The 23,165-nt window shown below is 67.3% G+C and carries 22 protein-coding genes; 11 read left to right on the top strand and 11 right to left on the bottom strand.

What is annotated here, in order from left to right; genetic code table 11:
- The 6 genes from INR38_RS15895 to INR38_RS15870 all read right to left on the bottom strand — a co-directional run.
- On the bottom strand, positions 1–287 hold a 287-nt coding region (locus tag INR38_RS15895; RefSeq protein ID WP_278251484.1), incomplete at its 3' end, for a solute carrier family 23 protein.
- Between the two features lie 414 nt (positions 288–701).
- Positions 702–1,994 (bottom strand): M20/M25/M40 family metallo-hydrolase, encoded by a 1,293-nt coding sequence (locus INR38_RS15890; RefSeq protein WP_063326941.1) that lies wholly within the window; start codon positions 1,992–1,994, stop codon positions 702–704.
- Positions 1,991–3,766 carry a 2-oxo-4-hydroxy-4-carboxy-5-ureidoimidazoline decarboxylase gene (uraD, locus tag INR38_RS15885; protein WP_207441966.1) on the bottom strand — a complete coding sequence of 592 codons (1,776 nt, stop codon included), beginning with the start codon at positions 3,764–3,766 and terminating at the stop codon, positions 1,991–1,993. Before uraD ends, INR38_RS15890 begins: the two co-directional genes overlap by 4 nt.
- Positions 3,767–3,772: 6 nt before the next feature.
- On the bottom strand, positions 3,773–4,729 hold the full coding sequence (gene puuE, locus INR38_RS15880) for an allantoinase PuuE (protein ID WP_047217824.1): 957 nt from the start codon (positions 4,727–4,729) through the stop codon (positions 3,773–3,775).
- Positions 4,726–5,403 (bottom strand): GntR family transcriptional regulator, encoded by a 678-nt coding sequence (locus INR38_RS15875; RefSeq protein ID WP_012204034.1) that lies wholly within the window; start codon positions 5,401–5,403, stop codon positions 4,726–4,728. Before INR38_RS15875 ends, puuE begins: the two co-directional genes overlap by 4 nt.
- A gap of 86 nt (positions 5,404–5,489) precedes the next feature.
- On the bottom strand, positions 5,490–6,413 hold the full coding sequence (locus tag INR38_RS15870; protein WP_123692568.1) for a LysR family transcriptional regulator: 924 nt from the start codon (positions 6,411–6,413) through the stop codon (positions 5,490–5,492).
- A 124-nt stretch (positions 6,414–6,537) separates the two neighbouring features.
- Between INR38_RS15870 and INR38_RS15865 the strand changes: the two genes are divergently transcribed.
- The 3 genes from INR38_RS15865 (at position 6,538) to INR38_RS15855 (ending at position 10,104) form a co-directional block, all read left to right on the top strand.
- Positions 6,538–7,644, top strand: coding sequence for a tartrate dehydrogenase (locus tag INR38_RS15865; protein ID WP_180317801.1), 1,107 nt, complete (start codon positions 6,538–6,540; stop codon positions 7,642–7,644).
- A gap of 52 nt (positions 7,645–7,696) precedes the next feature.
- Complete coding sequence (locus INR38_RS15860) at positions 7,697–8,677, top strand: tripartite tricarboxylate transporter substrate binding protein (protein WP_192366989.1); 981 nt, start codon at positions 7,697–7,699, stop codon at positions 8,675–8,677.
- Positions 8,678–8,781: 104 nt separating this feature from the next.
- Complete coding sequence (locus INR38_RS15855; protein ID WP_099734404.1) at positions 8,782–10,104, top strand: glycerate kinase; 1,323 nt, start codon at positions 8,782–8,784, stop codon at positions 10,102–10,104.
- Between the two features lie 337 nt (positions 10,105–10,441).
- Here INR38_RS15855 and INR38_RS15850 read toward each other — a convergent pair whose 3' ends face one another.
- A complete protein-coding gene (locus tag INR38_RS15850) occupies positions 10,442–11,359 on the bottom strand; it encodes a LysR family transcriptional regulator (RefSeq protein WP_013803709.1) in 918 nt (305 codons plus the stop codon).
- Positions 11,360–11,480: 121 nt separating this feature from the next.
- Here INR38_RS15850 and gcl point away from each other — a divergent pair, with 121 nt between their 5' ends.
- The 3 genes from gcl (at position 11,481) to glxR (ending at position 15,152) form a co-directional block, all read left to right on the top strand.
- On the top strand, positions 11,481–13,271 hold the full coding sequence (gene gcl, locus INR38_RS15845; RefSeq protein ID WP_012204040.1) for a glyoxylate carboligase: 1,791 nt from the start codon (positions 11,481–11,483) through the stop codon (positions 13,269–13,271).
- A 115-nt stretch (positions 13,272–13,386) separates the two neighbouring features.
- The gene (gene hyi / locus INR38_RS15840; RefSeq protein ID WP_012204041.1) at positions 13,387–14,187 is read left to right on the top strand and encodes a hydroxypyruvate isomerase; all 801 of its coding nucleotides are present in this window, start codon (positions 13,387–13,389) and stop codon (positions 14,185–14,187) included.
- 50 nt (positions 14,188–14,237) lie between these two features.
- The gene (gene glxR, locus INR38_RS15835) at positions 14,238–15,152 is read left to right on the top strand and encodes a 2-hydroxy-3-oxopropionate reductase (RefSeq protein WP_123692561.1); all 915 of its coding nucleotides are present in this window, start codon (positions 14,238–14,240) and stop codon (positions 15,150–15,152) included.
- A gap of 96 nt (positions 15,153–15,248) precedes the next feature.
- Here glxR and ggt read toward each other — a convergent pair whose 3' ends face one another.
- Positions 15,249–17,069, bottom strand: a complete 1,821-nt coding sequence (ggt, locus tag INR38_RS15830; protein ID WP_207441970.1) for a gamma-glutamyltransferase — start codon at positions 17,067–17,069, stop codon at positions 15,249–15,251.
- A 339-nt stretch (positions 17,070–17,408) separates the two neighbouring features.
- On the opposite strand from ggt, the gene uraH reads away from it, so the two are divergent.
- Entirely contained in the window at positions 17,409–17,759 is a 351-nt protein-coding gene (gene uraH / locus INR38_RS15825; protein ID WP_012204044.1) for a hydroxyisourate hydrolase, read from the top strand.
- 106 nt (positions 17,760–17,865) lie between these two features.
- Here uraH and INR38_RS15820 read toward each other — a convergent pair whose 3' ends face one another.
- A complete protein-coding gene (locus tag INR38_RS15820; RefSeq protein ID WP_207441971.1) occupies positions 17,866–18,255 on the bottom strand; it encodes a DoxX family protein in 390 nt (129 codons plus the stop codon).
- 318 nt (positions 18,256–18,573) lie between these two features.
- Here INR38_RS15820 and INR38_RS15815 point away from each other — a divergent pair, with 318 nt between their 5' ends.
- The gene (locus INR38_RS15815) at positions 18,574–19,158 is read left to right on the top strand and encodes a YSC84-related protein (RefSeq protein WP_013803704.1); all 585 of its coding nucleotides are present in this window, start codon (positions 18,574–18,576) and stop codon (positions 19,156–19,158) included.
- Positions 19,159–19,223: 65 nt separating this feature from the next.
- On the opposite strand, the gene INR38_RS15810 is transcribed toward INR38_RS15815, so the two are convergent.
- Positions 19,224–19,553 carry an Arc family DNA-binding protein gene (locus INR38_RS15810; RefSeq protein WP_012204047.1) on the bottom strand — a complete coding sequence of 110 codons (330 nt, stop codon included), beginning with the start codon at positions 19,551–19,553 and terminating at the stop codon, positions 19,224–19,226.
- A 93-nt stretch (positions 19,554–19,646) separates the two neighbouring features.
- Here INR38_RS15810 and INR38_RS15805 point away from each other — a divergent pair, with 93 nt between their 5' ends.
- Entirely contained in the window at positions 19,647–20,036 is a 390-nt protein-coding gene (locus tag INR38_RS15805) for a hypothetical protein (RefSeq protein ID WP_207441972.1), read from the top strand.
- A gap of 43 nt (positions 20,037–20,079) precedes the next feature.
- Here INR38_RS15805 and INR38_RS15800 read toward each other — a convergent pair whose 3' ends face one another.
- Entirely contained in the window at positions 20,080–20,568 is a 489-nt protein-coding gene (locus INR38_RS15800) for a hypothetical protein (protein ID WP_065346741.1), read from the bottom strand.
- Positions 20,569–20,698: 130 nt separating this feature from the next.
- Here INR38_RS15800 and xdhC point away from each other — a divergent pair, with 130 nt between their 5' ends.
- Positions 20,699–21,583 (top strand): xanthine dehydrogenase accessory protein XdhC, encoded by an 885-nt coding sequence (gene xdhC / locus INR38_RS15795; RefSeq protein WP_207441973.1) that lies wholly within the window; start codon positions 20,699–20,701, stop codon positions 21,581–21,583.
- A 186-nt stretch (positions 21,584–21,769) separates the two neighbouring features.
- Positions 21,770–23,125, top strand: a complete 1,356-nt coding sequence (locus tag INR38_RS15790) for a urate hydroxylase PuuD (protein ID WP_192366984.1) — start codon at positions 21,770–21,772, stop codon at positions 23,123–23,125.
- Positions 23,126–23,165: the final 40 nt, after the last annotated feature.

The raw sequence follows: 23,165 nt of genomic DNA, 5'->3' as shown, positions 1-23,165 counted from the left end.
GACACCATGGGCGCCACGCTGGCGAAGGTCACGCCCATCATCACGGGCAGCTTGATGCCGAACCACTGGGTGGCGCCCATGGCCTGGATCAGCGTGATCAGGCCGCAGCAAAACAGGTCGGCCGAGATCAGGTGGGCCACCTGCTCGGGCGGCAGGTTGAGTGCGCGGCCGACGATCAGGGGCACGGCCACGGCGCCCGCATACATCACGAGAACGTGCTGCAGGCCCAGCGCCGTGAGCTTGCCTGCGGGCAGCATCTCATCGACGGGATGAACGGAAGATTGCATGGGGATTTGTCTCCTCGGGATTTATGGGAACGGACGCCGGCGTGGCAGGGTTCGGCGCCAACATCCATACAAAAAGTGTATACAGATCATGGGAAATTTCTGCTCCCGGTAAACCCTGTTGCGGCAGTCGCGCCAACCCGTTTTGGTGCGCATCGCCTGCCAGGGCGGGAGTGCCATGGTGCATTGCAAGATGGATGCCAGCCGCCTGGCAAGCACCAGGCACCGTGCTGGTGCCTGGCGGCCGCTACCGCGCGGCTTGGCGCAGCTTGGGCGCGGCTCGTGCGTGGCTCGTGCGCGGCTCTGGCGCACGGCATGGGCTGCGGCGGTGCATGTGCCCCGATGCGGTGCCCGGGCGCAAAAAAGCCCGGCGGCGCCGGGCTTGGGTGTCAGGCCTTGATGCGGGCCGTCAGGCGGTCAGGCGGTCAGGTCGCACAGCATGCGTGCAATGACCTTGGTGGCGCGGCGCAGGTCCTCCAGCACCAGGCGCTCGTCGGCGCGCTTGGCGTGGGATTCCAGCACGGTGCGCGGGCCTGCGCCGTAGATCACGCCGGGAATGCCGCGCTCCACGTACAGGCGCACATCGGTGTACAGCGGCGTGCCCACGGCCGGGGGCTTTTCGCCGAACACGGCTTCGCCATGGGCCTGGATGGCGTCCACCAGGGGCTTGTTGCCCGCCAGCGGCGTCATGGCATTGGCCAGCAGCAGGCGCTTGATGTCCACGCGCACGGCATCCTCGCCCGTGTAGCCGCCCTTGGCGTTGAAGTCGGCAATGGCCTGAGCGATGACGGCGCGGATGCTGGCCTCGACCTCGGCCGGGTTTTCCTCGGGGATCATGCGGCGGTCGATTTTGAGCACGACCTTGCCGGGCACCACGTTGGTGTTGGTGCCGCCTTCGATGCGGCCGATGTTCAGGTAGGGGTGCTTGATGCCCGGCACCTTGGAGGTCACCTGCTGGTACTTGGTGTTCTCAGCGTACAGCGCATTCATCAGCACCACGGCGGCCTGCAGCGCGTCCACGCCCGTGTGGGGCACGGCGGCGTGCGCCATCTTGCCCTGCACGGTCACTTCCATCTGCAGGCAGCCGTTGTGGGCGGTGACGACTTCGTAGCTGAAGCCGGCCGCGACCATGAGATCGGGCTTGGTGAGGTTGTTGGCCAGCAGCCAGCCGGGGCCCAGGATGCCGCCGAATTCCTCGTCATAGGTGAAGTGCAGTTCCACCGCGCCCTTGGAGGGCCGGGCCACGGCTTCGAGCGCACGCACGGCGTAGGTGAAGGTGGCGAAGTCGCTCTTGCTCACAGCGGCGGCGCGGCCGTAGAGCTTGCCGTCCTCGATGGCGGCGCCATAGGGGTCCTGGGTCCAGCCTTCACCGGGCGGCACCACGTCGCCGTGGGCGTTCAGCGCAATGGTCAGGCCGCCGCCGGCGTCACCTGCGCTGCCGTAGGGGCGGCGCACGATCAGGTTGGTGATGGACTCCATGCCGTAGGCCTTGACGTCGGCCTCGGGCACGGTGTGCTTCTCGGCCTCGTAGCCCAGGGTCTTGAGCAGCTCGGCCGTGCGCTCGGCGTGGGGTGCGTTGTTGCCGGGCGGGGTGTCGGTCGGAACCTGGACCAGGGCCTGCAGGAATTGCACCTCTTCATCGAAATGCTGGTCGATCCAGGCGTCCAGGGCGGCGTAGGTGGCTTGCTTGTCTTGGTTCATGTCGGTCATTGCTGCTCTTGGGCCAGCTGGTTCAGTACGTGGGAGAAGGCATCGACGGACAGTTGCATGTCGTCGGCGGTGGAGCTTTCCAGCGGGTTGTGGCTGATGCCGGCGTTCAGGCCGCGCACGAACAGCATGGCCTGGGGCATGATTTCGTGCAGCTTCATGGCGTCGTGGCCGGCGCCGCTGGGCATGCGGTACAGGGGCACGCCCAGGGCGTCCACGGCGGTTTCCCAGCGCTGCTGCCATTCGGGGGCGCTGGGGGCGGCGGCGGCCTTCATGGCCAGCTCGGTGCTGTAGCGCAGGCCACGGCGCTGGGCGATGGCCTCGATCTCGGCCAGGATGTCGGCCACCATGGCGTCGCGCTGCTCGTTGGTGGGCGCGCGCAGGTCCAGGCTGAACTGGCAGCGGCCGGGAACCACGTTGACCGAGCCGCTGGGCACATTGAGCTGGCCCATGGTGGCCACCGAGGTGCCGTCGCGCGCGGCGCGCTTTTCGATGTACAGCGCCAGCTCGGCCACGCCGCAGGCGGCATCGCGGCGGCGGTCCATGGGCGTGGTGCCGGCGTGGCTGGCCATGCCGATCATCTCGCAGATGTAGCGCGCGCTGCCGTTGATGGAGGTGACGATGCCCAGCGGGATGTCCAGCTCGTTGAGCACCGGGCCCTGTTCGATGTGCACTTCGATGAAGCCCAGGTAGCGGGCCGGATCGCGCTGCAGCTTCGGAATGTCGTCAATGCACAGGCCGGCGTGCTGCATGGCCTCGCGCAGGGTGATGCCGTCGGCGTCCTTTTGCTCCAGCCATTCCTGCCTGAAGTCGCCGATCAGTGCGCCCGAGCCCAGGAAGGTGGCCTTGTAGCGCTGGCCTTCCTCTTCGGAAAAGCCCACGACCTCGATGTGGAACGGCAGGCGCTTGCCCTGGCGGTGCAGCTCACGCACGCAGGCCATGGGCACGAAGATGCCCAGGCGGCCGTCGTACTTGCCGCCGTTGCGCACGGTGTCGTAGTGGCTGCCGGTCAGCAGGGTCTTGGCGTCCTCGGTGGCCGCCTTGTAGCGGCCCACGACGTTGCCCACGGCGTCGATCTCGACCTCGTCGAAGCCGCAGTCGCGCATCCAGTGGCTGATGCGCTGGGCGCAGGCGCGGTGGGCATCGGTCAGGTAGGTGACGGTGAGCTGGCCCTTTTCGGCATAGCCGGGGTCGCTGTGCTGGGCCAGCTTTTCCTGCCAGTCCCAGACATCGTTGCCCAGCTCGGGCGTGTAGCCGAACTTGTCGTTCAGGCGGATCTCGGCAATGCGGTGGATGTTGCGCAGCGCCTCGCCCAGCTCGAAGTCGGGATGGTTGTGCAGGCGGCGCTCGAAGGTCTCGATGATCTCGGCCTTGGCCAGGCCCGCGCCGCGCGGACCGCGCACGGCCAGAATGAAGGGAAAGCCGAAGCGCTTGCCGTACTCGGCGTTGAGCTTGCGGATGTGCTCCAGCTCCTCGGGCGTGCAGCGGGTCAGACCCGCCTTGTTCTGCTCGTTGGTGGATTCGGCCGTGAGCGTGTTGGTCTCCATGGCCTTGCCGGCCAGCTCCGGGTGGGCTCGGATCAGGTCGAGCTTGGCCTGCACGGGCGCCTTGTCCAGCACCTGGGCCATGGCGTACTTGATCTGTGCCAGCGAGCGGAAGGGGCGCTGGGCCAGCGCGGCCTCGGCAATCCAGGGCGAGTGTTCGTAGAGGCCGTCGAGCAGACCGGCGGCGGTGGCCAGGTCGGCGGCGTTGAGTTGTTCCAGCGTCAGAGCCATGCTGCGTTATTCCTTGTCGGGATGGTGGTGCGCCCAGTGGCGCGCGAGGTCGATGCGGCGGCAGACCCAGACCTTGTCGTGCCGCTGAATGTGGTCCAGAAAGCGCTGCAGTGCCGTGATGCGGCCGGGGCGGCCCAGCAGGCGGCAGTGCATGCCAATGCTCATCATCTTGGGGGAGTCATCGCCGGCCGGATCGCCCTCGGCGTAGAGGGCGTCGAACGTGTCCTTCAGGTATTGGAAGAACGGGTCGGCGTGCGAGTAGCCCTGGGGCAGGGCGAAGCGCATGTCGTTGCAGTCCAGCGTGTAGGGCACGATGAGCTGGCTGCGGGTGCTGCCGTCGCTCTTGCCGACCTTCATCCAGAAGGGCAGGTCGTCGCCGTAGTAGTCGCTGTCGTAGGCGAAGCGGCCGTCGTCGGCCACCAGGCGGTGGGTGTTGGGGCTGTCGCGGCCCGTGTACCAGCCCAGGCCGTGGTCGCCATCGTGGCCATACAGCTCGCCGAAGATCTCCATGCACTGGCGCATGTGCTCGCGCTCGACCTCGGCGGGAATGTTCTGATAGTGGATCCACTTGAGGCCGTGGCAGGCCACTTCATGGCCCAGCTCGTCGAAGGCCTGGGCCAGCTCGCGGTGCTTTTGCAGGGCCGTGGCCACGCCGAACACGGTCAGCGGCAGGCCGCGCTTCTCGAACTCGCGCAGGATGCGCCAGACACCTGCGCGCGAGCCGTATTCATAGATGCCTTCCATGCTCATGTGGCGCTCGGGGTAGGCGGCCGGGTTGAACATTTCGGACAGGAACTGCTCGCTGGCGGCGTCGCCGTGCAGCACGCAGTTCTCGCCGCCCTCTTCATAGTTGAGGACGAACTGCACGGCCACGCGGGCCTGGCCTGGCCAGCGGGCGTGGGGGGGCGTGCGACCGTAGCCGATCAGGTCGCGGGGATAGGGGGCAGTGGCGTCGTAGGTCATGCGGATACGGAGGAAAGGGCCATCGAAAGATCGCTGGTCGGCATGTCGCGGTCGAAGGTCAGGCCGGCTTCCACGTGGTCCAGGTGCTGCTGCATGAGCTGCACGGCGTGGTCGGCGTCGCCGCCGGCCAGGGCCGTGACGATTTCGGCATGCTCGTCATGGGAATGCTCGGCAGCCGTGCTGGACTGGTACATCAGCGTGATCAGCGCGCAGCGCGAGATCAGTTCGCCCAGCAGCTGGGCCAGCACCTCGTTGCCCATGAGCTCGGCCATGCGCACGTGGAAGTCGCCCAGCAGCTCGGTACGCTGGCCGACGTCGTTGCCGTCCATGGCCTTTTTCTCGGCCGCCACGTGCTGCCGCAGCGCGCGGATCTTGGCCGGCGTGCTCTGGGCGATGAAGGCGCGCACCATCTCGGCTTCGAGCATGCGGCGCACGGCGAAGACCTGGCGCGCCTCGTCCACCGAGGGCGTGGCCACGAAGGCCCCGCGCGCGGGTTCGAGCCGGATCAGGCGGTTTTGCGACAGCTGGAACAGCGCCTGGCGCACCAGGGTGCGCGAGACGCCGAAATGGTCTGCCAATTTCTGCTCGGCCAGCTTGGTTCCGGGCAGAAGACGGTGTTCGACGATGGCCCGGGTCAGGCTCTCGACAATGAAACTGGTGGTGGAAGTCTCCATTCAGCCATCATAGCGGCTGGTCACAAGAGTTGTATACAGTTTCTGTCTACTGCTTATTGGCGTTTCCCCGCATACGGCATCCCTTTTCAGAAACCGGGCGCGGCCGTATCGAAGTGCCGTGCCAGGTGCTCGACAAAGCGCTGCACGCGCTGGGTTGCCGCATGCCGCTGCGGATAGACCACATGGATGTCGGCCGGCGCCGTGGCATGGTCGGCCAGCACCTGCACCAGGCGGCCGCTGCGCAGGTAGCGGGCGATATCCCATTCGGCGCGCATGACGATGCCCAGGCCGGCCAGGGCCCAGCCCACGGCGATCTCGCCATCGTTGGTGCTCAGGCTGTCGCGCAGGCGGATGGCCTCGGTCTTGCGGCCGGGGCCGTTGTGGGTGAAGCGCCAGACGCCGTGGGTGTCGTCGCCCTGGCGGATGTCGATGCAGTCGTGCTGCATCAGCTCGCGCGGGGTGGCCGGCGTGCCGCGCCGCGCCAGGTAGGCGGCAGACGCGCACAGCAGCCGCCGGTTGGGCGCCAGGCGCCGCGCGATGACGCGCGCGTCCGGCGGCTCGCCAAAGCGTATGCACAGGTCGAAGCTGTCATCGACCAGTGGCGGCGGCGAGGCCGACAGCTGCAGCTGCACCTGGATCTGCGGGTGCTTGCGCACGAAGCTGGCGATCAGCGGCGCGATATGGCTGCGCCCGAATCCCAGCGTGGCATTGATGCGCAGCAGGCCCTGCGGCTGCCCGGGCATGCCGGCCACGGCCTGCTCCATGGCGGCAATGTCGTCCAGGATGCGCCGCGCATGGGCCAGGTAGGTCTGGCCCTCATCGGTCAGGCCCAGGCGCCGCGTCGTGCGGCTGACCAGTTGCACGCCCAGCCGCGCCTCCATCTGGGACAGGCGCTTGCTCGCCGCCGGCGTGGTGATGCCCAGCTCGCGGGCCGTGGCCGACAGGCTGGCGCTGCGGGCCAGCAGGCAGAAGAAGGCCATCTCCGATGGCGCTGAGACGGGTGTGCTCATTGTTGAATCAAAGTGAACGATGCCATCACTCTAGAGGCGCGCGCGGCGTTGTTCCATCGATAGATTCACGGACAAGGCCATGCATCCGCATGGCGCTTCATCCACCGCAATCCAAGGAGTCCTCATGACAAAGACATACCGCATCGCCTGCATTCCCGGCGATGGCATCGGCAAGGAAGTGGTGCCGGCAGGGCAGGAGGTGCTGCAGGCGCTGGCCGAAACCCAGCCCGGCCTGGGCTTTGCCTTCACCAGTTTCGGCTGGGGCGGCGACTGGTACCGCGCGCACGGCGAGATGATGCCGGCCGACGGGCTGGACGCGCTGCGCGGCCAGGACGCCATCCTGTTCGGCTCGGCCGGCGATCCGCACATTCCCGACCATGTCACGCTGTGGGGCCTGCGCCTGAAGATCTGCCAGGGGTTCGATCAGTACGCCAATGTGCGGCCCACGCGCATCCTGCCCGGCATCGATGCGCCGCTCAAGCGCTGCGCGCGAGAGGATCTGGACTGGGTCATCGTGCGCGAGAACTCCGAAGGCGAATACGCGGGCGTGGGCGGCCGCGCCCACCAGGGCCATCCCATCGAGGTGGCCACCGACGTGAGCATGATGACCCGTGCGGGCGTGGAGCGCATCATGCGCTTTGCCTTCCGCCTGGCGCAGTCGCGGCCGCGCAAGCTGCTGACGGTGATCACCAAGTCCAACGCCCAGCGCCATGCCATGGTGATGTGGGACGAGATTGCGGTGCAGGTGGCCGCCGAGTTCCCCGACGTGCGCTGGGACAAGGAGCTGGTGGACGCGGCCACGGCGCGCATGGTCAACCGCCCGGCCTCGCTGGACACCCTGGTCGCCACCAACCTGCATGCCGACATCCTCAGCGACCTGGCGGCCGCGCTGGCCGGCAGCCTGGGCATTGCGCCCACAGGCAACATCGACCCGGAGCGCCGCTACCCCAGCATGTTCGAGCCCATCCACGGATCGGCCTTCGACATCATGGGCCAGGGCCTGGCCAACCCCGTGGGCACGTTCTGGAGCTGCGTGATGCTGCTGGAGCACCTGGGCGAGCACCGCGCCGCGCAGCGGCTGATGCAGGCCGTGGAGCAGGTGACGGCCGATGCTGCGCTGCACACGCGCGACCTGGGCGGCAAGGCCACCACGCGCCAGGTCACCGACGCGATCTGCGCACGGCTGCGCGCGCAGACCGCCGAGGCCCAGGCCGAGCCCGTGCCTGCCTGAGCGCGCGCTGCATGGTCCGATAACCCACAAAAGAACAGACAGGAGACAAGCCATGAACCGCATCACCAGGGTTGCCGCCGCGTGCGCGCTGGCCGCCGCCACCATTCCAGCCGCCATGTCTTCGGCCTGGGCCCAGGCCTGGCCATCGCGCCCCGTCAACCTCATCGTGCCGTTTCCCGCAGGCGGCACCACCGATGTGCTGGCACGTGCGCTGGGCCAGGAGCTGTCCAAGAGTCTGGGCCAGCCCGTGGTCGTGGAAAACCGCCCCGGCGCGGGCGCCACCCTGGGTGCCGACCATGTGGCCAAGGCGAAACCTGACGGCTACACCCTGCTCATGGGAGCCGTGCACCACACCATTGCCACCAGCGTCTACCGCAGGCTGGGCTATGACTTCCAGAAGGACCTGGCGCCCATCACCGTGGTGGCCGTGGTCCCCAATGTGCTGGTGGTCAATCCGCAGGTGCCCGCCAAAACCGTGCAGGAGCTGCTGGCCCAGGCCCGGGCCCAGCCCGGCAAGCTGGCCTATGGCTCCAATGGCGCGGGCACGGGCCAGCACCTGATCGGCGCGCAGTTCGAGTCCATGGGCGGCGTGGAGCTGCTGCACGTGCCCTACAAGGGCAGCGGGCCGCTGACCACGGACCTGCTGGGCGGGCAGATCGCCATGTCCTTCGATACCGTCACGCCTGTGCTGCCCCACATCAAGGCTGGCAAGCTGCGCGCGCTGGCCGTGACCACGGCCAGGCGCTCGGTGGCCCTGCCCGATGTGCCCACGCTGGACGAGGCCGGGCTCAAGGGCTTCGACATGGGCACCTGGTTCGGCGTGCTGGCACCGGCCGCCACGCCCCGCGAGGTACTGGCGCGGCTGGGCGCGGACATGAACCGCATCATCGAGTCCCCGCAGTTCCGCAGGAAGATGGAAGAGATAGGCGCCGAGCCCATCGGCGGATCGCCCGAGCAGATGGCGCGCCAGATCCGCGACGACACCGACCGCTTCGCCAGGCTGGTCAAGGACGCCAAGGTGGCCCTGGATTGAGTTGAGTTGGCACGAGGAACGAGGCCGGGCGAATCAGTTGTGACTTGACCGCATGCCACCGCCGGTGCAGGAAATTCCATAATGCCCGGCGGAGACAACACACCATGACCAGCACCACGGACCTGCACCTCACCGATCCCCAAGCCTTTCTGCTCGACCTCTACCGCGCTGCGGTCAAGGATGCGCAGCCCCTGTACAGCATGGCCCAATGCCTGCCAAAGCCTCCCAAGGGCCGCACCTTGGTGCTGGGCGCGGGCAAGGCCGGCGGCTCCATGGCCCAGGCGCTGGAGGCGCTGTGGCCAGCGGACGCACCGCTGTCCGGCCTCGTGGTCACGCGCTACCACCACATCCCGCCGCGCCCCGAAGGGCTGGCGCAGCGCATCGAGGTGGTCGAGGCCGCCCACCCCGTGCCCGACGCGGCAGGCCTGGCCGCCGCCGAACGCATCCTCGCGCTGACCGAAGGGCTGACCGAGGACGACCTCGTGCTGTGCCTGATCTCGGGCGGCGGCTCGGCCCTGCTGACCCTGCCGGCCGAAGGCATCGACCTGGAGGAAAAGCAGCGCATCAACCGCGCCCTGCTGGAAAGCGGCGCCGCCATCGGCGAGATGAACTGCGTGCGCAAGCACCTGTCGCGCATCAAGGGCGGGCGCCTGGGCGCGGCCTGCGCGCCTGCGCGCGTGGTCACGCTGACCATCAGCGACGTGCCGGGCGACGACCCCTCCATCATCGCCAGCGGCCCCACCGTGCCCGATGCCAGCAGCTGCGCCGACGCGCTGGCCATCCTCACGCGCTACCGCATCGACGTGCCCGAATCCGTGCGCCGCGCGCTGGAGGCGGGCGAGCTTGAAACACCCAAGCCCGGCGACGCGCGCTTCGACGGCCATGAGGTCCACATGATTGCCACGCCCCAGCACTCGCTGGAGGCGGCCGCACGCGTGGCCGAGGCGGCGGGCCTGCGCACCCATGTGCTGTCCGACGAGATCGAGGGCGAATCGCGCGAAGTCGCCAAGGTCCACGCCGCCCTGGCGCGCGCCGTGGCCCGCCACGGCCAGCCGTTTGCAAAGCCCTGCGTGATCCTGTCCGGCGGCGAGACCACGGTCACGATCCGGCAGCGCCCGGCCGGCACGCCCAAGGGACGCGGCGGCCGCGCGGGCGAGTTCTGCATGGGCCTGGCCCAGGCCCTGCAGGGGCAGGACAAGGTCTGGGCGCTGGCGGCCGATACCGATGGCATCGATGGCGTGGAGGACAACGCGGGGGCGCGCGTGTCACCGGATACGTTGGCGCGGGCCCAGGACCAGGGCATGCGGATTGCCGAGTACCTGGACCGCAATGATGCGTATGGGTTCTTTGATGCGCTGGGGGATCTGGTGGTGACCGGGCCTACGCATACCAACGTGAATGACTTCCGGGCGATTCTGGTTCTCTAGGTTTTTGCTCCTGCCGGGTGGTTGTTTTTCGAGGCCGGGTTTCGGCCCGGCGGCCGACTTACTTTCTTGCCGCGCGGCAAGAAAGTAAGCAAAGAAACGCGCCCTGATGCCCGCGACCCCAGCGCTGCGCGCTGGGGCAACCTGCGCCGTGCCATCTGCGGGGTGCGCCGTGCAACTCACTGCGCGCTACGCGCTCCGTTCAGACAAGCACGGCGAGTCAGATCACGAAACAAGCCTGTCCTTCGGCAGGCTTGCCACCCCGCAGATGGCACGACGCAGGCGCGGCCATAAGGGGTGGTGGCACGGGCCTTTGCTGTGCTCGGCCTGGCTTTCTTTGTCACGCCCCGCGCGGCAGCGTCTCCCACCATTCGGCATCGAACCGCCCCTGCAGGAAGGCGATGAAGGACTGCACCTTCTGCGGCACCAGGCGCGGCGAGGGGTAGACGGCGTGGATTTCCTGCTCGGGCAGGCGGCAGGTCTTGAGGACTTCGACCACGCGGCCGGCTTCCAGGGAGTCGTGGGCCACGTAGCGGGGCAGGGCGGCGATGCCCATGTGCGAGCGTGAGGCTGCCAGCAGGGCCGAGAGGTTGTTGGAGCGCAGCCGGCCCGTGACCGCCACCGAGACCGGCTCTCCGCTGGCGTTGCGCAGGCGCCAGATGTCGTTGCCCTGCACGCTGCTGTAGATCAGCGTGGCATGTTCCTTGAGGTCGGAGGGGCGGCGCGGCGTGCCGCGCTTGCGCAGGTAGGTGGGCGAGGCCACCAGCACCCAGGGGTTCACGCCCAGCGTGCGTGCGCCCAGGCTGGAGTCGGCCAGCTTGCCCAGGCGCAGGGCCACGTCGATGCCGTTGGCCACCAGGTCGGTGTAGCGGTCCTCGAAGCTCAGGTCGACCTGCACCTGGGGGTTGTGCGCCATGAATTCCAACGCCAGCGGTATCAGCACGCGTCGGCCAAAGGCCACCGAGCTGCCAATGCGCAGCTGGCCCTGCACCTGGGTCTGGCGCACCTGGACCACCTTGTCGGCCTCGGCCACGTCGTTGACGATGGCCTTGCATTTCTCGTAGTACAGCGCGCCCGCTTCGGTCAGGCTCACGCCGCGCGTGTTGCGGTTGAGCAGGCGCACCTTCAGGCGCGCTTCCATGGCTGCGATCTGCTTGGTGACCGTGGGCTGCGTGGTGGCGAATTCGTGCGCGACCTTGGTGAAGCTGCTGGTCTCCACCACGCGCACGAACATGTGCATGGCATCGAGTCTGTCCATGGCGTTGTCTCCTTTTTCATTGGTAGTTATTCCTGCACGGAATAAATTTTATGGTCTGTGCAGGCGTTCCGCCAATCGGCCTGTCTGCCTAGAGTTGACTCCAATTTGAAGGAGACCTCCCATGGCAAAAATGAAAGCAATCGAAGCCGCAGTCCGCGTGCTGGAAAAAGAAGGCGTGACCGTCGCATTCGGCGTTCCCGGTGCCGCCATCAACCCGCTGTACGCAGCGCTCAAGGACCATGGCGGCATCGGCCACATCCTGGCGCGCCACGTCGAAGGCGCAAGCCACATGGCCGAGGGCTACACCCGCGCCGTGGCCGGCAACATCGGCGTGTGCATCGGCACCAGCGGCCCGGCCGGCACGGACATGATCACGGGCCTGTACTCGGCCAGCGCGGATTCGATTCCGATTCTCTGCATCACGGGCCAGGCGCCGCGCTCGCGTCTGCACAAGGAAGATTTCCAGGCCGTGGACATTGCCTCCATCGCCAAGACCGTGACCAAGTGGGCCACCACGGTGCTGGAGCCGGCCCAGGTGCCGCGCGCCTTCCAGCAGGCCTTCCACCTGATGCGCTCGGGCCGCCCAGGCCCCGTGCTGATCGACCTGCCCATCGACGTGCAGCTGGCCGAGATCGAGTTCGACATCGACACCTACGAGCCTCTGCCTGTCTACAAGCCGGCTGCCACGCGCAAGCAGGTGGAAAAGGCCATCGCCATGCTCAACGAGTCCGAGCGCCCGCTGCTGGTCTCGGGCGGCGGCGTGATCAATGCCGATGCCTCCGAGCTGCTGGTGGAGTTCGCCGAGCTGCTGGACGTGCCCGTGATTCCCACCCTGATGGGCTGGGGCACCATCCCTGACGACCACCGCCTGATGGCCGGCATGTGCGGCCTGCAGACCAGCCACCGCTACGGCAATGCCACCATGCTGGCCTCCGACTTCGTGCTGGGCATCGGCAACCGCTGGGCCAACCGCCACACGGGCTCGGTCGAGGTCTACACCAAGGGCCGCAAGTTCGTGCACGTGGACATCGAGCCCACGCAGATCGGCCGCGTGTTCGCGCCCGACTACGGCATCGTCTCGGACGCGGGCGCTGCGCTCAAGCTTTTCGTCGAGGTGGCGCGCGAGTGGAAGGCGGCCGGCCGCCTGAAGGACCGCAGCGGCTGGGTGGCCGAATGCCAGGCCCGCAAGAACAATGTGGAGTACCTGCGCAAGACCAATTTCGACAACGTGCCCATGAAGCCGCAGCGCGTCTACCAGTGCATGAACCGCAGCCTGGACAAGGACACCTGCTACGTCTCCACCATCGGTCTGTCGCAGATTGCCGGCGCGCAGTTCCTGCATGTCTACAAGCCGCGCAACTGGATCAACTGCGGCCAGGCCGGCCCGCTGGGCTGGACCGTGCCAGCCGCCCTGGGCGTGCGCGTGGCCGACCCGGCCCGCAAGATCGTGGCTCTGTCGGGCGACTATGACTTCCAGTTCATGATCGAGGAGCTGGCCGTGGGTGCGCAGTTCAAGCTGCCCTACATCCATGTGCTGGTCAACAACAGCTACCTGGGCCTGATCCGCCAGGCGCAGCGCGCCTTCTCCATCGACTACTGCGTGCAACTGGCCTTCGACAACATCAATGTCGACGACAAGGAAGAGTCCAAGGGCTATGGCGTGGACCACGTCAAGGTGGTCGAGGGCCTGGGCTGCAAGGCCATCCGCGTGCACCGTCCCGAGGACTTCGCGCCCGCCATGCAGCAGGCCGAGGCCTGGATGGCAGAGCACCGCACGCCGGTCGTCGTCGAGGTCATCCTGGAGCGCGTGACCAACATCTCCATGGGCGCCGAGATCGACAACGTGATCGAGTTCGAGGACCTGGCCGCAGCGCCTGCCGACGTGCCCAGCGCGCTTGCACTGCTGGATTGACCGGCCCGCCACGGCACATCGCACGGCATTGCACTGCACTGCTTTTTCTATCGGCGGGGCACCCTGCGTGCCCTGCCGCTCCCAACCCACCAAACGACTACCGGAGACTTCTGACATGCCCCGTTTTGCTGCCAACCTCAGCATGCTGTTCACCGAGGTGCCCTTCCTCGACCGTTTCGAGCGCGCGGCGCGCGCCGGCTTCGAGGCCGTGGAATTCCTGTTTCCCTACGCCCACACGGTCGAAGAGATCAAGGAGCGCGTGGACGCCCACGGCCTGCAGATCGTGCTGCACAACCTGCCGGCCGGCGACTGGGATGCGGGCGAGCGCGGCATTGCCTGCCACCCCGACCGTGTGGACGAGTTCCGCGCCGGCGTGGCCAAGGCCGTGACCTATGGCCATGCGCTGGGCGTGCCCCAGCTCAACTGCCTGGCCGGCAAGGCGCCTGCCGGTGCCGATGCCGCGCTGCTGCGCCGCACCTTCGTGGACAACCTGCGCTTTGCCGCATCGGCGCTGAGCGCGGCCAATCTGCGCCTGCTGATCGAGCCCATCAACCCCTTCGACATTCCCGGCTTCTACCTGAACCGCACGGACGAGGCCCTGTCCATCCTCGACGAGGTGGGCGCGCCCAACGCCTTCGTGCAGTACGACATCTACCACGCGCAGCGCACCGAGGGCGAACTGGCGGCCACGCTGCAAAAGCACCTGGCGCGCATCGGCCACGTGCAGCTGGCCGACAACCCGGGCCGCAACGAGCCGGGCACGGGCGAGATCAACTACCCCTTCCTGTTCGCGCACCTGGACCGCATCGGCTACCAGGGCTGGGTGGGCTGCGAGTACAAGCCCGCGCGCGATACCGAATCTGGCCTGGGCTGGCTGGACGCCCACACCAGCGTGCGCGCGGCAGTCGCCGCCTGAGCGCCGCCAAAGTTTTTTCAGCTTTTCAAAAACGACAAGGAGTACACAGCATGAATGCATCCTCTCTCAAGCTTGGTTTCGTGGGCCTGGGCATCATGGGCGCGCCCATGGCGGGCCACCTTCTGACGGCAGGCCACCAGCTGTTCGTGAACACCCTGGGCAAGATCCCCGCGCAGATCGCCGAGAGCAGCGCCACCCAGTGCACCACGGCGCGCGGCGTGGCCGAGCGGGCCGACATCATCTTCCTGATGCTGCCCGACACGCCCGATGTCGAGAAGGTGCTGTTCGGCGAGGACGGCGTGGCCGCCGGCCTCAAGGGCAGCAGCGGCAAGGTGGTGGTGGACATGAGCTCCATCTCGCCCGTGGCCACCAAGGACTTCGCTCGCCGCATCGAGGCCATCGGCGCCCAGTACCTGGATGCGCCGGTCTCCGGCGGCGAGGTGGGCGCCAAGAACGCCACCCTGTCCATCATGGTCGGCGGCCCGGAGGACGTGTTCGCGCGCGTCAAGCCGCTGTTCGAGCGCATGGGCAAGAACATCACCCTGGTGGGCGGCAACGGCGACGGCCAGACCGCCAAGGTGGCCAACCAGATCATCGTGGCGCTGAACATCGAGGCCGTGGCCGAGGCCCTGCTGTTCGCGTCGCGCGCCGGTGCCGACCCGGCCCGCGTGCGCGAGGCGCTGCTGGGCGGCTTTGCCTCGTCCAAGATCCTGGAAGTGCATGCCGAGCGCATGATCAAGCGCACGTTCGACCCGGGCTTCCGCATCTCGCTGCACCAGAAGGACCTGAACCTGGCCCTGAGCAGCGCGCGCCAGCTCGGCGTGTCCCTGCCCAACACCGCCCAGGCGCAGGAGCTGTTCAACAGCTGTGTGGCCCACGGCGGCGCGAACTGGGACCACTCGGGCATGGTGCGTGCGCTGGAGATCCAGGCCAACTTCGAAGTGGGCCAGAAGGTCCAGGGCTGATGGACGGCCTTTGAGACAACGATTGGTGGGAGGGCGGCCTTGCGCCGCCCTGTTGTGAAAAGCCGCGCTCGGCAACGGGCGCGGCTTTTTCTTTCTTCAATAGCCCAGTGTCTGCCCGTCGGGGTTGCGCGGGTCGGAGGCGCCGTAGAGCATGCCGTCGCGCAGCTCGATGGTCTGGGTGCGGCCCATCGACGCCTTCACGGCAACGTTGTGGCCGCGCGACTTGAGCAGGGCCACGGTGTCGGGGCTGATGCCCTTTTCCACGCGCAGCTCATCGGGCGTCCACTGGTGGTGAAAGCGCGGCGTGGCGGCGGCCTCGGCCGGGTTCATGCCGAAGTCGATGGTGTTGACCACGGTCTGCAGCACGGTGGTGATGATGCGTGCGCCGCCGGGGCTGCCGGTGACCAGAACGGGCTTGCCGCCCTTGAGCACCATGGTCGGCGTCATCGACGACAGCGGGCGCTTGCCTGCGGCCACCGCATTGGCATCGCCGCCGACCAGTCCATACGCGTTGGCCACGCCGGGCTTGGCCGAGAAATCGTCCATCTCGTTGTTGAGCAGGATGCCCGTGCCCTTGGCCACGATGCCGCTGCCGAAGTTGGTGTTCAGCGTATAGGTCACGGCCACGGCGTTGCCCGCCTTGTCCACCACCGAGTAGTGCGTGGTCTGGTCGCTCTCATAGGGCTGGGGCTTGCCGGGCCGGATGTCCTTGCCGGCGCGCGCCTGGTAGGGGTCGATGCCGGCGGCCAGTGCCTCGGCATAGCGCTTGGAGGTCAGGCCCTTGAGCGGCACGGTCACGAAGTCGGGATCACCCAGATATTCGGCACGGTCGGCATAGGCCAGCTTCATGCTTTCCGTCATGTAGTGGATGCTCTGCGCGCTGTTGACGCCCCACTGGTTCATGGGCCAGCGTTCCATCATGTTGAGGATCTGGATCAGGTGGGCGCCGCCGGAGGACGGTGGCGGCATGGTCACGATCTCGTAGCCGCGGTAGGTGCCGCGCAGCGGCTCGCGCTCGGCGACCTTGTAGCTCTTGAGGTCCTGCAGCGAGAGGGCGCCTGCATGCGGCGCCATCTCGGCCGCGATCTTGCGGGCGATGGAGCCTTCGTAGAACACCTTGGAGCCCTGCTGGCCGATCAGGCGCAGCGACTGCGCCAGGTCCTTTTGCACCAGGCGGTCGCCGCGCTTGAGGGGCTCGCCGTTGCGCCAGAAGATGGCCTGGGTGGCGGGCCACTGGCCCATGTTCTTCTTTTCCTGCTCCAGGATCTTGGCCAGGGTCTCGCTGACCGTAAAGCCCTTGTCGGCCAGCTTTGCGGCCGGCGCAATCACCGTGGACAAGGGCAGCGATCCCCATTTCTTCAGCGCATGCTCCATGCCGGCCACGGTGCCGGGCACGCCCACGGCGTAGTGGGTGTAGAGCGATTTGCCGTCGATGACCTTGCCATCCGCACCCACGTACATGTCGCGCGTGGCCTTGGAGGGCGCGACCTCGCGGAAGTCCAGCGCAATGTTCTTGCCGCTCTTGGCGTCATGCACGACCATGAAGCCGCCGCCGCCGATGTTGCCTGCGTTGGGCAGGGCCACGGCCAGCGCAAAGCCCATGGCCACGGCGGCGTCCACCGCATTGCCGCCGGACTTCAGGATCTGCAGGCCGATGCGCGAGGCCAGCTCCTGCTCGCTGGCCACCATGCCGCTCCTGCCCACGACGGGATGGAACACATCCATGTCGAAGTCATAGGCGGCGCTGGCGGCCTGGGCCGCGTTGCTCTGCGTGATGGGCGCCGCTGCCGGGGCAGGCGCTGCGGCCACGGGTGCTGGTGCCGCCGAAGCCGCGGGCGGCTGCGTGCTGCTGCAGGCGGCCAGGCTGGCAATGGCCAGCGCCAGGCTGGTTGCAAGCAAGGGGGAGCGAAGTTGCATCGGTATCTCCTTGGCAGATGAAACAGTGGAACAGTGGAAAAAGAGCGCGCGTCCTGTGCCGCCCTGTGTGCGCCGGCCGGAGGGTCCTGCGGCCAGGGCGGCGGCGGACCACAGTGTAGAAGCATGGCGTCGGCAGGCTTCCCGCGCGCCGGCTCGGGCGCCGAAAGTGCGGGTATCTGCCTAGGTGTCGGCCGTGCAACGCCCTTCAAGGGCGTACAAAAACTGTATACACTTTGCGAATGCAGGGCAGGGCCGCGAGTGCTGTCGCGCGCCGCGCTCCGTGCATTGACCAACCAATGACAACCGGGCGGGCCAGCTCCCGCCGCACAGGAGATTTCCATGGGCCTGAGCACCCACGTCCTCGACACCATGAACGGCTGCCCCGCAGCCGGCATGGCTGTCGCGCTGTATTCCACCGATGGCGACCAGGCCACGCTGATCAAGAGCCTGGTGCTCAACCACGACGGCCGTACCGATGCGCCGCTGTTCGACAACAACAGCCTCAGGACCGGCACCTACCGCCTGACCTTCGACGTGGCGGCCTACTTCAAGGCCCGTGGCGTGCAACTGCCCGAGCCCAACTTCCTCAACAAGGTGAGCCTGGACTTCGGCGTGGCCCATGCCGACCAGCACTACCACGTGCCCCTGCTGGTCAGCCCCTGGAGCTATTCCACGTACCGGGGCTCCTGAGCCCTGCTGCAGGCAGGCTGTCGGGGGATGGCCTGGAGTGAGCCTTGAAACGAAAAACGGCCCGCATTGCGGGCCGTTTCTGTTCCTGTCGCTGAAAGAAGGCGGGCTACTTGCCCTTGGCGTGCCCCATGGCCACGACCAGGGCCGTGATGAAGAAGAAGGCCTGCAGCTCCAGCGCCCAGCCTCCCGAGCTGTGCAACTGCATCACCTGGCCCGTGTGCACCAGCGCGAAGGCCACGATCATGTTGACCGCAATCACCAGCGCCGCAGGCACCACCCACAGGCCCACCAGCAGCAGCAGCGGCGCCACCACCTCACCCAGATAGACCGCATAGGCCAGCCAGCCCGGTGCGCCCGTGGACTCCACCATGCGCTCGATGCTGCCTATGCCGTAGCGCAGCTTGGCCCAGCCGTGAAAAAGCAACAGGACCGCGAGCGTGACGCGCAGCAGCACCATGGCTGCCTGGGGATGGTGAAAGTGGCTCCAGAACTTCATGAACTCCCTCGGTGTGGATAGGCCCGGTGGGCCGGGTGTTGCTGTGCGTGCATTCTGGCATCAGCGCGCTTTCGGTGTCGGCTGTGGCAGCCCGGCACGGGATTTTCAGACATTTCCTGCGGGCCTGTAGTCCTATGGCGCAACTTGTGACATGTCTCATCACAAGTACCGCAAAGCCGCCTAGCATCGTCCCCAGCCTGTCTCAGAAACGGTTTGCGAGCACTGGAAGGGGTGCCCGGGACCGGGAGGCAAGGTGATCAATCCAATGAACCGATGGGGTCTCCCCAAAACGTCCAATCAAGAAAGGCAGGTTTTCCCATGCGTCAGTTTTCTTTGCGTACCGTCGTGATGGCCACTGCACTGGCGGCCGGCAGCATTGCCATGGTCGGCTGCACGACCACCAAGCCGGAAACCCAGTCCGCGCCGCGCGCTGATGCCACCACCGTCAATGCGCGCGCCAACGCCGCGTTGGAGCGGCTGTACCAGACGGCGCCAGGCTCCAAGGAAATGGTGGCCCGCTCCAAGGGCGTGCTGATCTTCCCCTCGGTGATCGGCGGCAGCTTCGTCATCGGTGTCGAGCATGGCCGCGGCGTGCTGCGCGTCGGCGGCCAGAACAAGGGCTACTACAGCACGACCGGCGCCTCGGTGGGCTGGCAGGCCGGTGGCCAGTCCAAGGCTGTGATCTATGTGTTCAACACCCAGGAAGCGCTCGACAAGTTCCTGGCCAGCGAGGGCTGGTCCGTGGGCGCCGATGCCACGGTGGCCGCAGGCAAGGTGGGCGCCAATGGCAGCGTGGACACCACGACCGCCCAGGGCCCCGTGACCAGCTATGTGCTGACCAATGCGGGCCTGGAAGCCGGCGTGTCGCTGCAGGGCTCGAAGATCACCAAGGTGGTCGAGTGATCCCGGCCCTGAGGGGCCTTTGAACGAAACCGGCCTGCGGGCCGGTTTTTCTTTGTGCGGTCGTCTCAGTCGGCGCCAGCGGCGCCGTCTTCATTGGCGCTGCCCGGCGCAGCGGGCGGGAGCACGGCCTGCTCTATGCGTTCGAGGCGCTTTTCGATGCGCTCCACGGCTTCGGCGCTCATCTTGATGTCGTAGATGCTCACGGGCTCCTCGCATTCCAGCGCAGGGTCCGTCGCGGCCGACAGGCGGCCGAGCAGAGGGGCCTCGAACGTGGTCTGCAGCCGGGCCACGACTTCGGCGTTCATGGAACGGCCGGTGCGCTTGGCTGCCTCCTCGACGAGGTCCTTGAGTTCCTGCGGCAGGCGCAGCTTGTACTGAGGATCGGTCTGTTTCATCGCCGGCAATCATGGACCGGAAAGGTATTGACTGCAAGGGACCTGAAAGGTATTGTTGCTTCGGGACCAGCACGGTCCCGCGCAAGGGGAGCCATGAAGACAGTCAACCCATCGGGCCGCAGCCACCGAAGATACTCACCACAGCACCAGGAGGTGCTGGCGGTCGATGCGCTGTGCCACATGGGCGCGGCCCTGGGCGTGCTGGAGCTGCACGCAGAGCGCGCCGGCTCGGCCATGGTGTGTGCCGCGCGTGATTTGCTGCGCGGCTACCACGCCAGCGCTGACCAGGCGGTGGCAAGCCTGCAGGCTGGCGACCGCGCGGCAGGCGTGCTGCCGCAGCTGTCGCAGGACCTGGGCTATGCCATCGAGGTCATCGACCGCGTGAACGACGATGCCCCGGACGACCTGGTGCTCTATGCCGTGACCTGCCTGCTCAGAAGCGCCAGGAGCTTTGCCGACGGCCAGCCGCGTGAATCTGCCTGAACCGGCATGAACCGGCATGAACCAGCCCTTGGCGGCCTGAGGCTCAGAGCTGGCCTTCGGTCAGCGTGTCGAGCTGGAAGCGGCCGGACTTGTCCCAGAGCCAGGTATCGGTATAGGTGATGCGGGCGGCGCCGGCCGGGGCGGGGAAGGGCGCGGCGGCTCGCACCAGGCGCTCGATCTCGCTCACCACTTCGGGGGCATGGCTGGGCGCGCGCATCCAGTGCAGGCGCTGGACCTGGCCGTTGCGGTCGATCTGCACCTGCAGCACGCCGATGGCGTAGAGCATGGGCGGCAGCTGGCCCTTGTAGATGCGCTCGGCATTGCGCGCGTACAGATGGTTGGCTGCCACCTTGCGGTACTGCAGCTGTGCGCTGGAGGTGGCCTCGTCGGGGCGCGGGCCGGGGCCGGGTGGCGACTTGCAGGCCGTGACCAGGGAGGCAATGGCGGCCATCAGTCCCGCCCACAGCCAGGGACGGCCGGAACGTGGCTTTTGCACGGAACTGTGCTGAGAGGAATCGGGGGAATCGGGCATGATTGCGAGCGTATCCTGAAACGCTGCGGCACCGGCAGTCGGAGCGCAAAACTCAAGTGCCGCAGCGGAAAATCCCGCAACAAATTCCAACGAAGCCCGCAGGCGCCACGACGGGCTGTCAGGTGCGCCCATGTGGAGTGACACGTTCAAGAAAGTCGAGCAGGGCCTTGCGCAGGGGCCGCTGTGCTGGGTCGAGGTGATGGAGTCGCGCGGCTCGGTGCCGCGCGAGCGCGGCGCCTGGATGGCCGTGTTTGCCGACCGCGTGGCCGGCACCATTGGCGGCGGGCACCTGGAGTTCGACGCCATCGACCGCGCGCGCAGCCTGCTGCGCGACGCTGCGCTTCAGGCCGGATGGCCCGGACAGCCTGGGCAGGCCGGTCCCGCCCTCGCCGAGCACCAGCACCGCTATCCGCTGGGACCCAGCCTGGGCCAGTGCTGCGGCGGCGTGGTGATGCTGAGGTTCGTGCTGGTGCCCCAGGGCCGCATGGACATGCTGCGCGAGCGGCTGCAGCCGCCGCGCGATTGCGTGGCCCTGTTCGGCGCAGGCCACGTCGGCCATGCGCTGGTGCGCCTGCTGTGCAATCTTCCCTACCGCGTGATGTGGGTGGACAGCCGCGATTCGGTCTTCCCCGAGGAGGAGCACGAGCTCGTGCAGTGTGAATACTCCGATCCCGTGCAGTCCGCCGTGGCCGACCTGCCCACTGGCTCCCAGGTGCTGATCATGAGCTTCAGCCATGCCGAGGACCTGGAGGTGGTCGCCCAATGCCTGAGCCGTCAGCGCCAGCACGGCGACCTGCCCTATGTGGGCCTGATCGGCAGCGCCACCAAATGGGCCACCTTCCGGCGCAGGCTGCGCGAGCGTGGTTTCAGCGATGCGGAGCTGGACCATGTGACATGCCCCATCGGCGTGCCCGGCATCAAGGGCAAGGAGCCTGAGGTGATCGCGGTGGCCGTGGCGGCGCAGCTGCTGCAGCGGCGCAGTGCCGCGCCCGCGCAGAATCAGGGAAATCTCTAGTGAATTGATATCGCGCAAGCCGGCCGGTTGTCGAAAAATTGCATACACTTTGTGTCTACGAAATGGTCGCAGCGGTGCACCGGCGGTATATCTACCGGGTGCGCGGCCTTTTTCTTCTGCTCAGAGCGCCCGCAGTGGTGAGCAGGTTGAACACCGGCGGCCCCCACGCTGCCAAGGTTGAGAGCTATGGAAAGCTACATTCTCGACTGGGCCAACCTGCTGTTGCGGTGGCTCCACGTCATTACGGCCATCGCCTGGGTCGGTTCCTCCTTCTATTTCGTCTTCCTCGACAGCAGCCTGACGCCGCCTGTCGATGATGACCTCAAGAAGCAGGGCGTCAGCGGCGAACTCTGGGCCGTGCACGGCGGTGGGTTCTACCACCCCGTCAAGTTCAATGTCTCCCCGCCCAAGCTGCCGGACCATCTGCACTGGTTCTACTGGGAAAGCTACACCACCTGGCTCAGCGGCTTTGCGCTGCTGACGGTGTCGTATCTGTGGAACGCCAAGATCTACCTCGTCAATCCGGCCGATCCCAACGCCATGGGCTCGGCTGCGGCCATTGCCTCGGCCCTGGCCTTCCTGGTCGTGTTCTGGCTGCTGTACGACGGCATCTGCCGCGTCTTCGGCCAGAAGAAGAACGGCGACGCCACGGTGGGCGCCATGGTGCTGGTGCTGGTGTGCATTGCGGCCTTCCTGGCCTGCCACATCTTCCCGGGCCAGGCCGCCTTCCTGCTGATGGGCGCCATGCTGGCGACCTCGATGAGCGCCAACGTGTTCTTCTGGATCATTCCCGGCCAGCGCACGGTGGTGAAGGCCCTGAAGGAAGGCCAGCCCGTGGACCCCATCCACGGCAAGCGCGGCAAGCAGCGCAGCGTGCACAACACGTACTTCACGCTGCCGGTGCTGTTCGCCATGCTGTCCAACCACTACGGCTGGCTGTACAGCCATGAGCTGAACTGGCTGGTGCTGATCCTGATGATGTTCGCGGGCGCTGCCATCCGCCAGTTCTTCGTGATGCGCCACGGCTTCAAGCTGGGCCGCAATGCCCATCCCTGGCCCTACGCTTTGGTCGGCGTGCTGGTGCTGATCGGCACGGCCGTCTGGCTCAAGCCTGCACCGGCGCCTGCCGCCGCCCCTGTGTCTGCGCCTGCCGCCGCCCCTGTGTCTGCGCCTGCCGCAGCCCCCGCAGCGGCTCCCGCCGCCGTGCAGGCGCCTGCTGGTGCCGAGCCCGCTGCGACGGCGGCGCCCGGTGCCGAAGCTGCTGCACCCGTTGCGGCCGCTGCTCCCGCCGCCGACGGCGCCGTGGGCTACGCCCAGATGGCGCCCTTCTTCCAGCAGCATTGCGTGGTCTGCCACGGTGCCGCCCTGCAGCAAAAGAATGTGCGCCTGGACTCGCCCGAGCAGGTCAAGGCCCACGCCCAGCAGATCTACCAGCAGGTGGTGCAACTGCGCAAGATGCCCTTTGGCAATCCGGGTGCCCTGAACGATGACGAGCGCAGCATGGTCAAGCGCTGGTACGAGTCTGGTGCATCGGTGAACTGATCGCTGGGCCGCGCCCAAACGCTGTCAGCGTCTGGCGGCC

Source organism: Delftia sp. SD018, assembly GCF_017355445.1.
GTDB classification, from domain to species: Bacteria; Pseudomonadota; Gammaproteobacteria; order Burkholderiales; family Burkholderiaceae_C; genus Comamonas; species Comamonas acidovorans.
Note: the sequence above shows the minus strand (reverse complement) of the source record. Positions and strands in the feature narration are given on the sequence as shown.

What these genes read in the sequence shown, in the direction of transcription:
- INR38_RS15890 (WP_063326941.1), bottom strand. Translation starts at nt 1,994, where the DNA reads ATGACCGACATGAACCAAGACAAGCAAGCCACCTACGCCGCCCTGGAC.
- uraD (WP_207441966.1), bottom strand. Translation starts at nt 3,766, where the DNA reads ATGGCTCTGACGCTGGAACAACTCAACGCCGCCGACCTGGCCACCGCC.
- puuE (WP_047217824.1), bottom strand. Translation starts at nt 4,729, where the DNA reads ATGACCTACGACGCCACTGCCCCCTATCCCCGCGACCTGATCGGCTAC.
- INR38_RS15875 (WP_012204034.1), bottom strand. Translation starts at nt 5,403, where the DNA reads ATGGAGACTTCCACCACCAGTTTCATTGTCGAGAGCCTGACCCGGGCC.
- INR38_RS15870 (WP_123692568.1), bottom strand. Translation starts at nt 6,413, where the DNA reads ATGAGCACACCCGTCTCAGCGCCATCGGAGATGGCCTTCTTCTGCCTG.
- INR38_RS15865 (WP_180317801.1), top strand. Translation starts at nt 6,538, where the DNA reads ATGACAAAGACATACCGCATCGCCTGCATTCCCGGCGATGGCATCGGC.
- INR38_RS15860 (WP_192366989.1), top strand. Translation starts at nt 7,697, where the DNA reads ATGAACCGCATCACCAGGGTTGCCGCCGCGTGCGCGCTGGCCGCCGCC.
- INR38_RS15855 (WP_099734404.1), top strand. Translation starts at nt 8,782, where the DNA reads ATGACCAGCACCACGGACCTGCACCTCACCGATCCCCAAGCCTTTCTG.
- INR38_RS15850 (WP_013803709.1), bottom strand. Translation starts at nt 11,359, where the DNA reads ATGGACAGACTCGATGCCATGCACATGTTCGTGCGCGTGGTGGAGACC.
- gcl (WP_012204040.1), top strand. Translation starts at nt 11,481, where the DNA reads ATGGCAAAAATGAAAGCAATCGAAGCCGCAGTCCGCGTGCTGGAAAAA.
- hyi (WP_012204041.1), top strand. Translation starts at nt 13,387, where the DNA reads ATGCCCCGTTTTGCTGCCAACCTCAGCATGCTGTTCACCGAGGTGCCC.
- glxR (WP_123692561.1), top strand. Translation starts at nt 14,238, where the DNA reads ATGAATGCATCCTCTCTCAAGCTTGGTTTCGTGGGCCTGGGCATCATG.
- ggt (WP_207441970.1), bottom strand. Translation starts at nt 17,069, where the DNA reads ATGCAACTTCGCTCCCCCTTGCTTGCAACCAGCCTGGCGCTGGCCATT.
- uraH (WP_012204044.1), top strand. Translation starts at nt 17,409, where the DNA reads ATGGGCCTGAGCACCCACGTCCTCGACACCATGAACGGCTGCCCCGCA.
- INR38_RS15820 (WP_207441971.1), bottom strand. Translation starts at nt 18,255, where the DNA reads ATGAAGTTCTGGAGCCACTTTCACCATCCCCAGGCAGCCATGGTGCTG.
- INR38_RS15815 (WP_013803704.1), top strand. Translation starts at nt 18,574, where the DNA reads ATGCGTCAGTTTTCTTTGCGTACCGTCGTGATGGCCACTGCACTGGCG.
- INR38_RS15810 (WP_012204047.1), bottom strand. Translation starts at nt 19,553, where the DNA reads ATGAAACAGACCGATCCTCAGTACAAGCTGCGCCTGCCGCAGGAACTC.
- INR38_RS15805 (WP_207441972.1), top strand. Translation starts at nt 19,647, where the DNA reads ATGAAGACAGTCAACCCATCGGGCCGCAGCCACCGAAGATACTCACCA.
- INR38_RS15800 (WP_065346741.1), bottom strand. Translation starts at nt 20,568, where the DNA reads ATGCCCGATTCCCCCGATTCCTCTCAGCACAGTTCCGTGCAAAAGCCA.
- xdhC (WP_207441973.1), top strand. Translation starts at nt 20,699, where the DNA reads ATGTGGAGTGACACGTTCAAGAAAGTCGAGCAGGGCCTTGCGCAGGGG.
- INR38_RS15790 (WP_192366984.1), top strand. Translation starts at nt 21,770, where the DNA reads ATGGAAAGCTACATTCTCGACTGGGCCAACCTGCTGTTGCGGTGGCTC.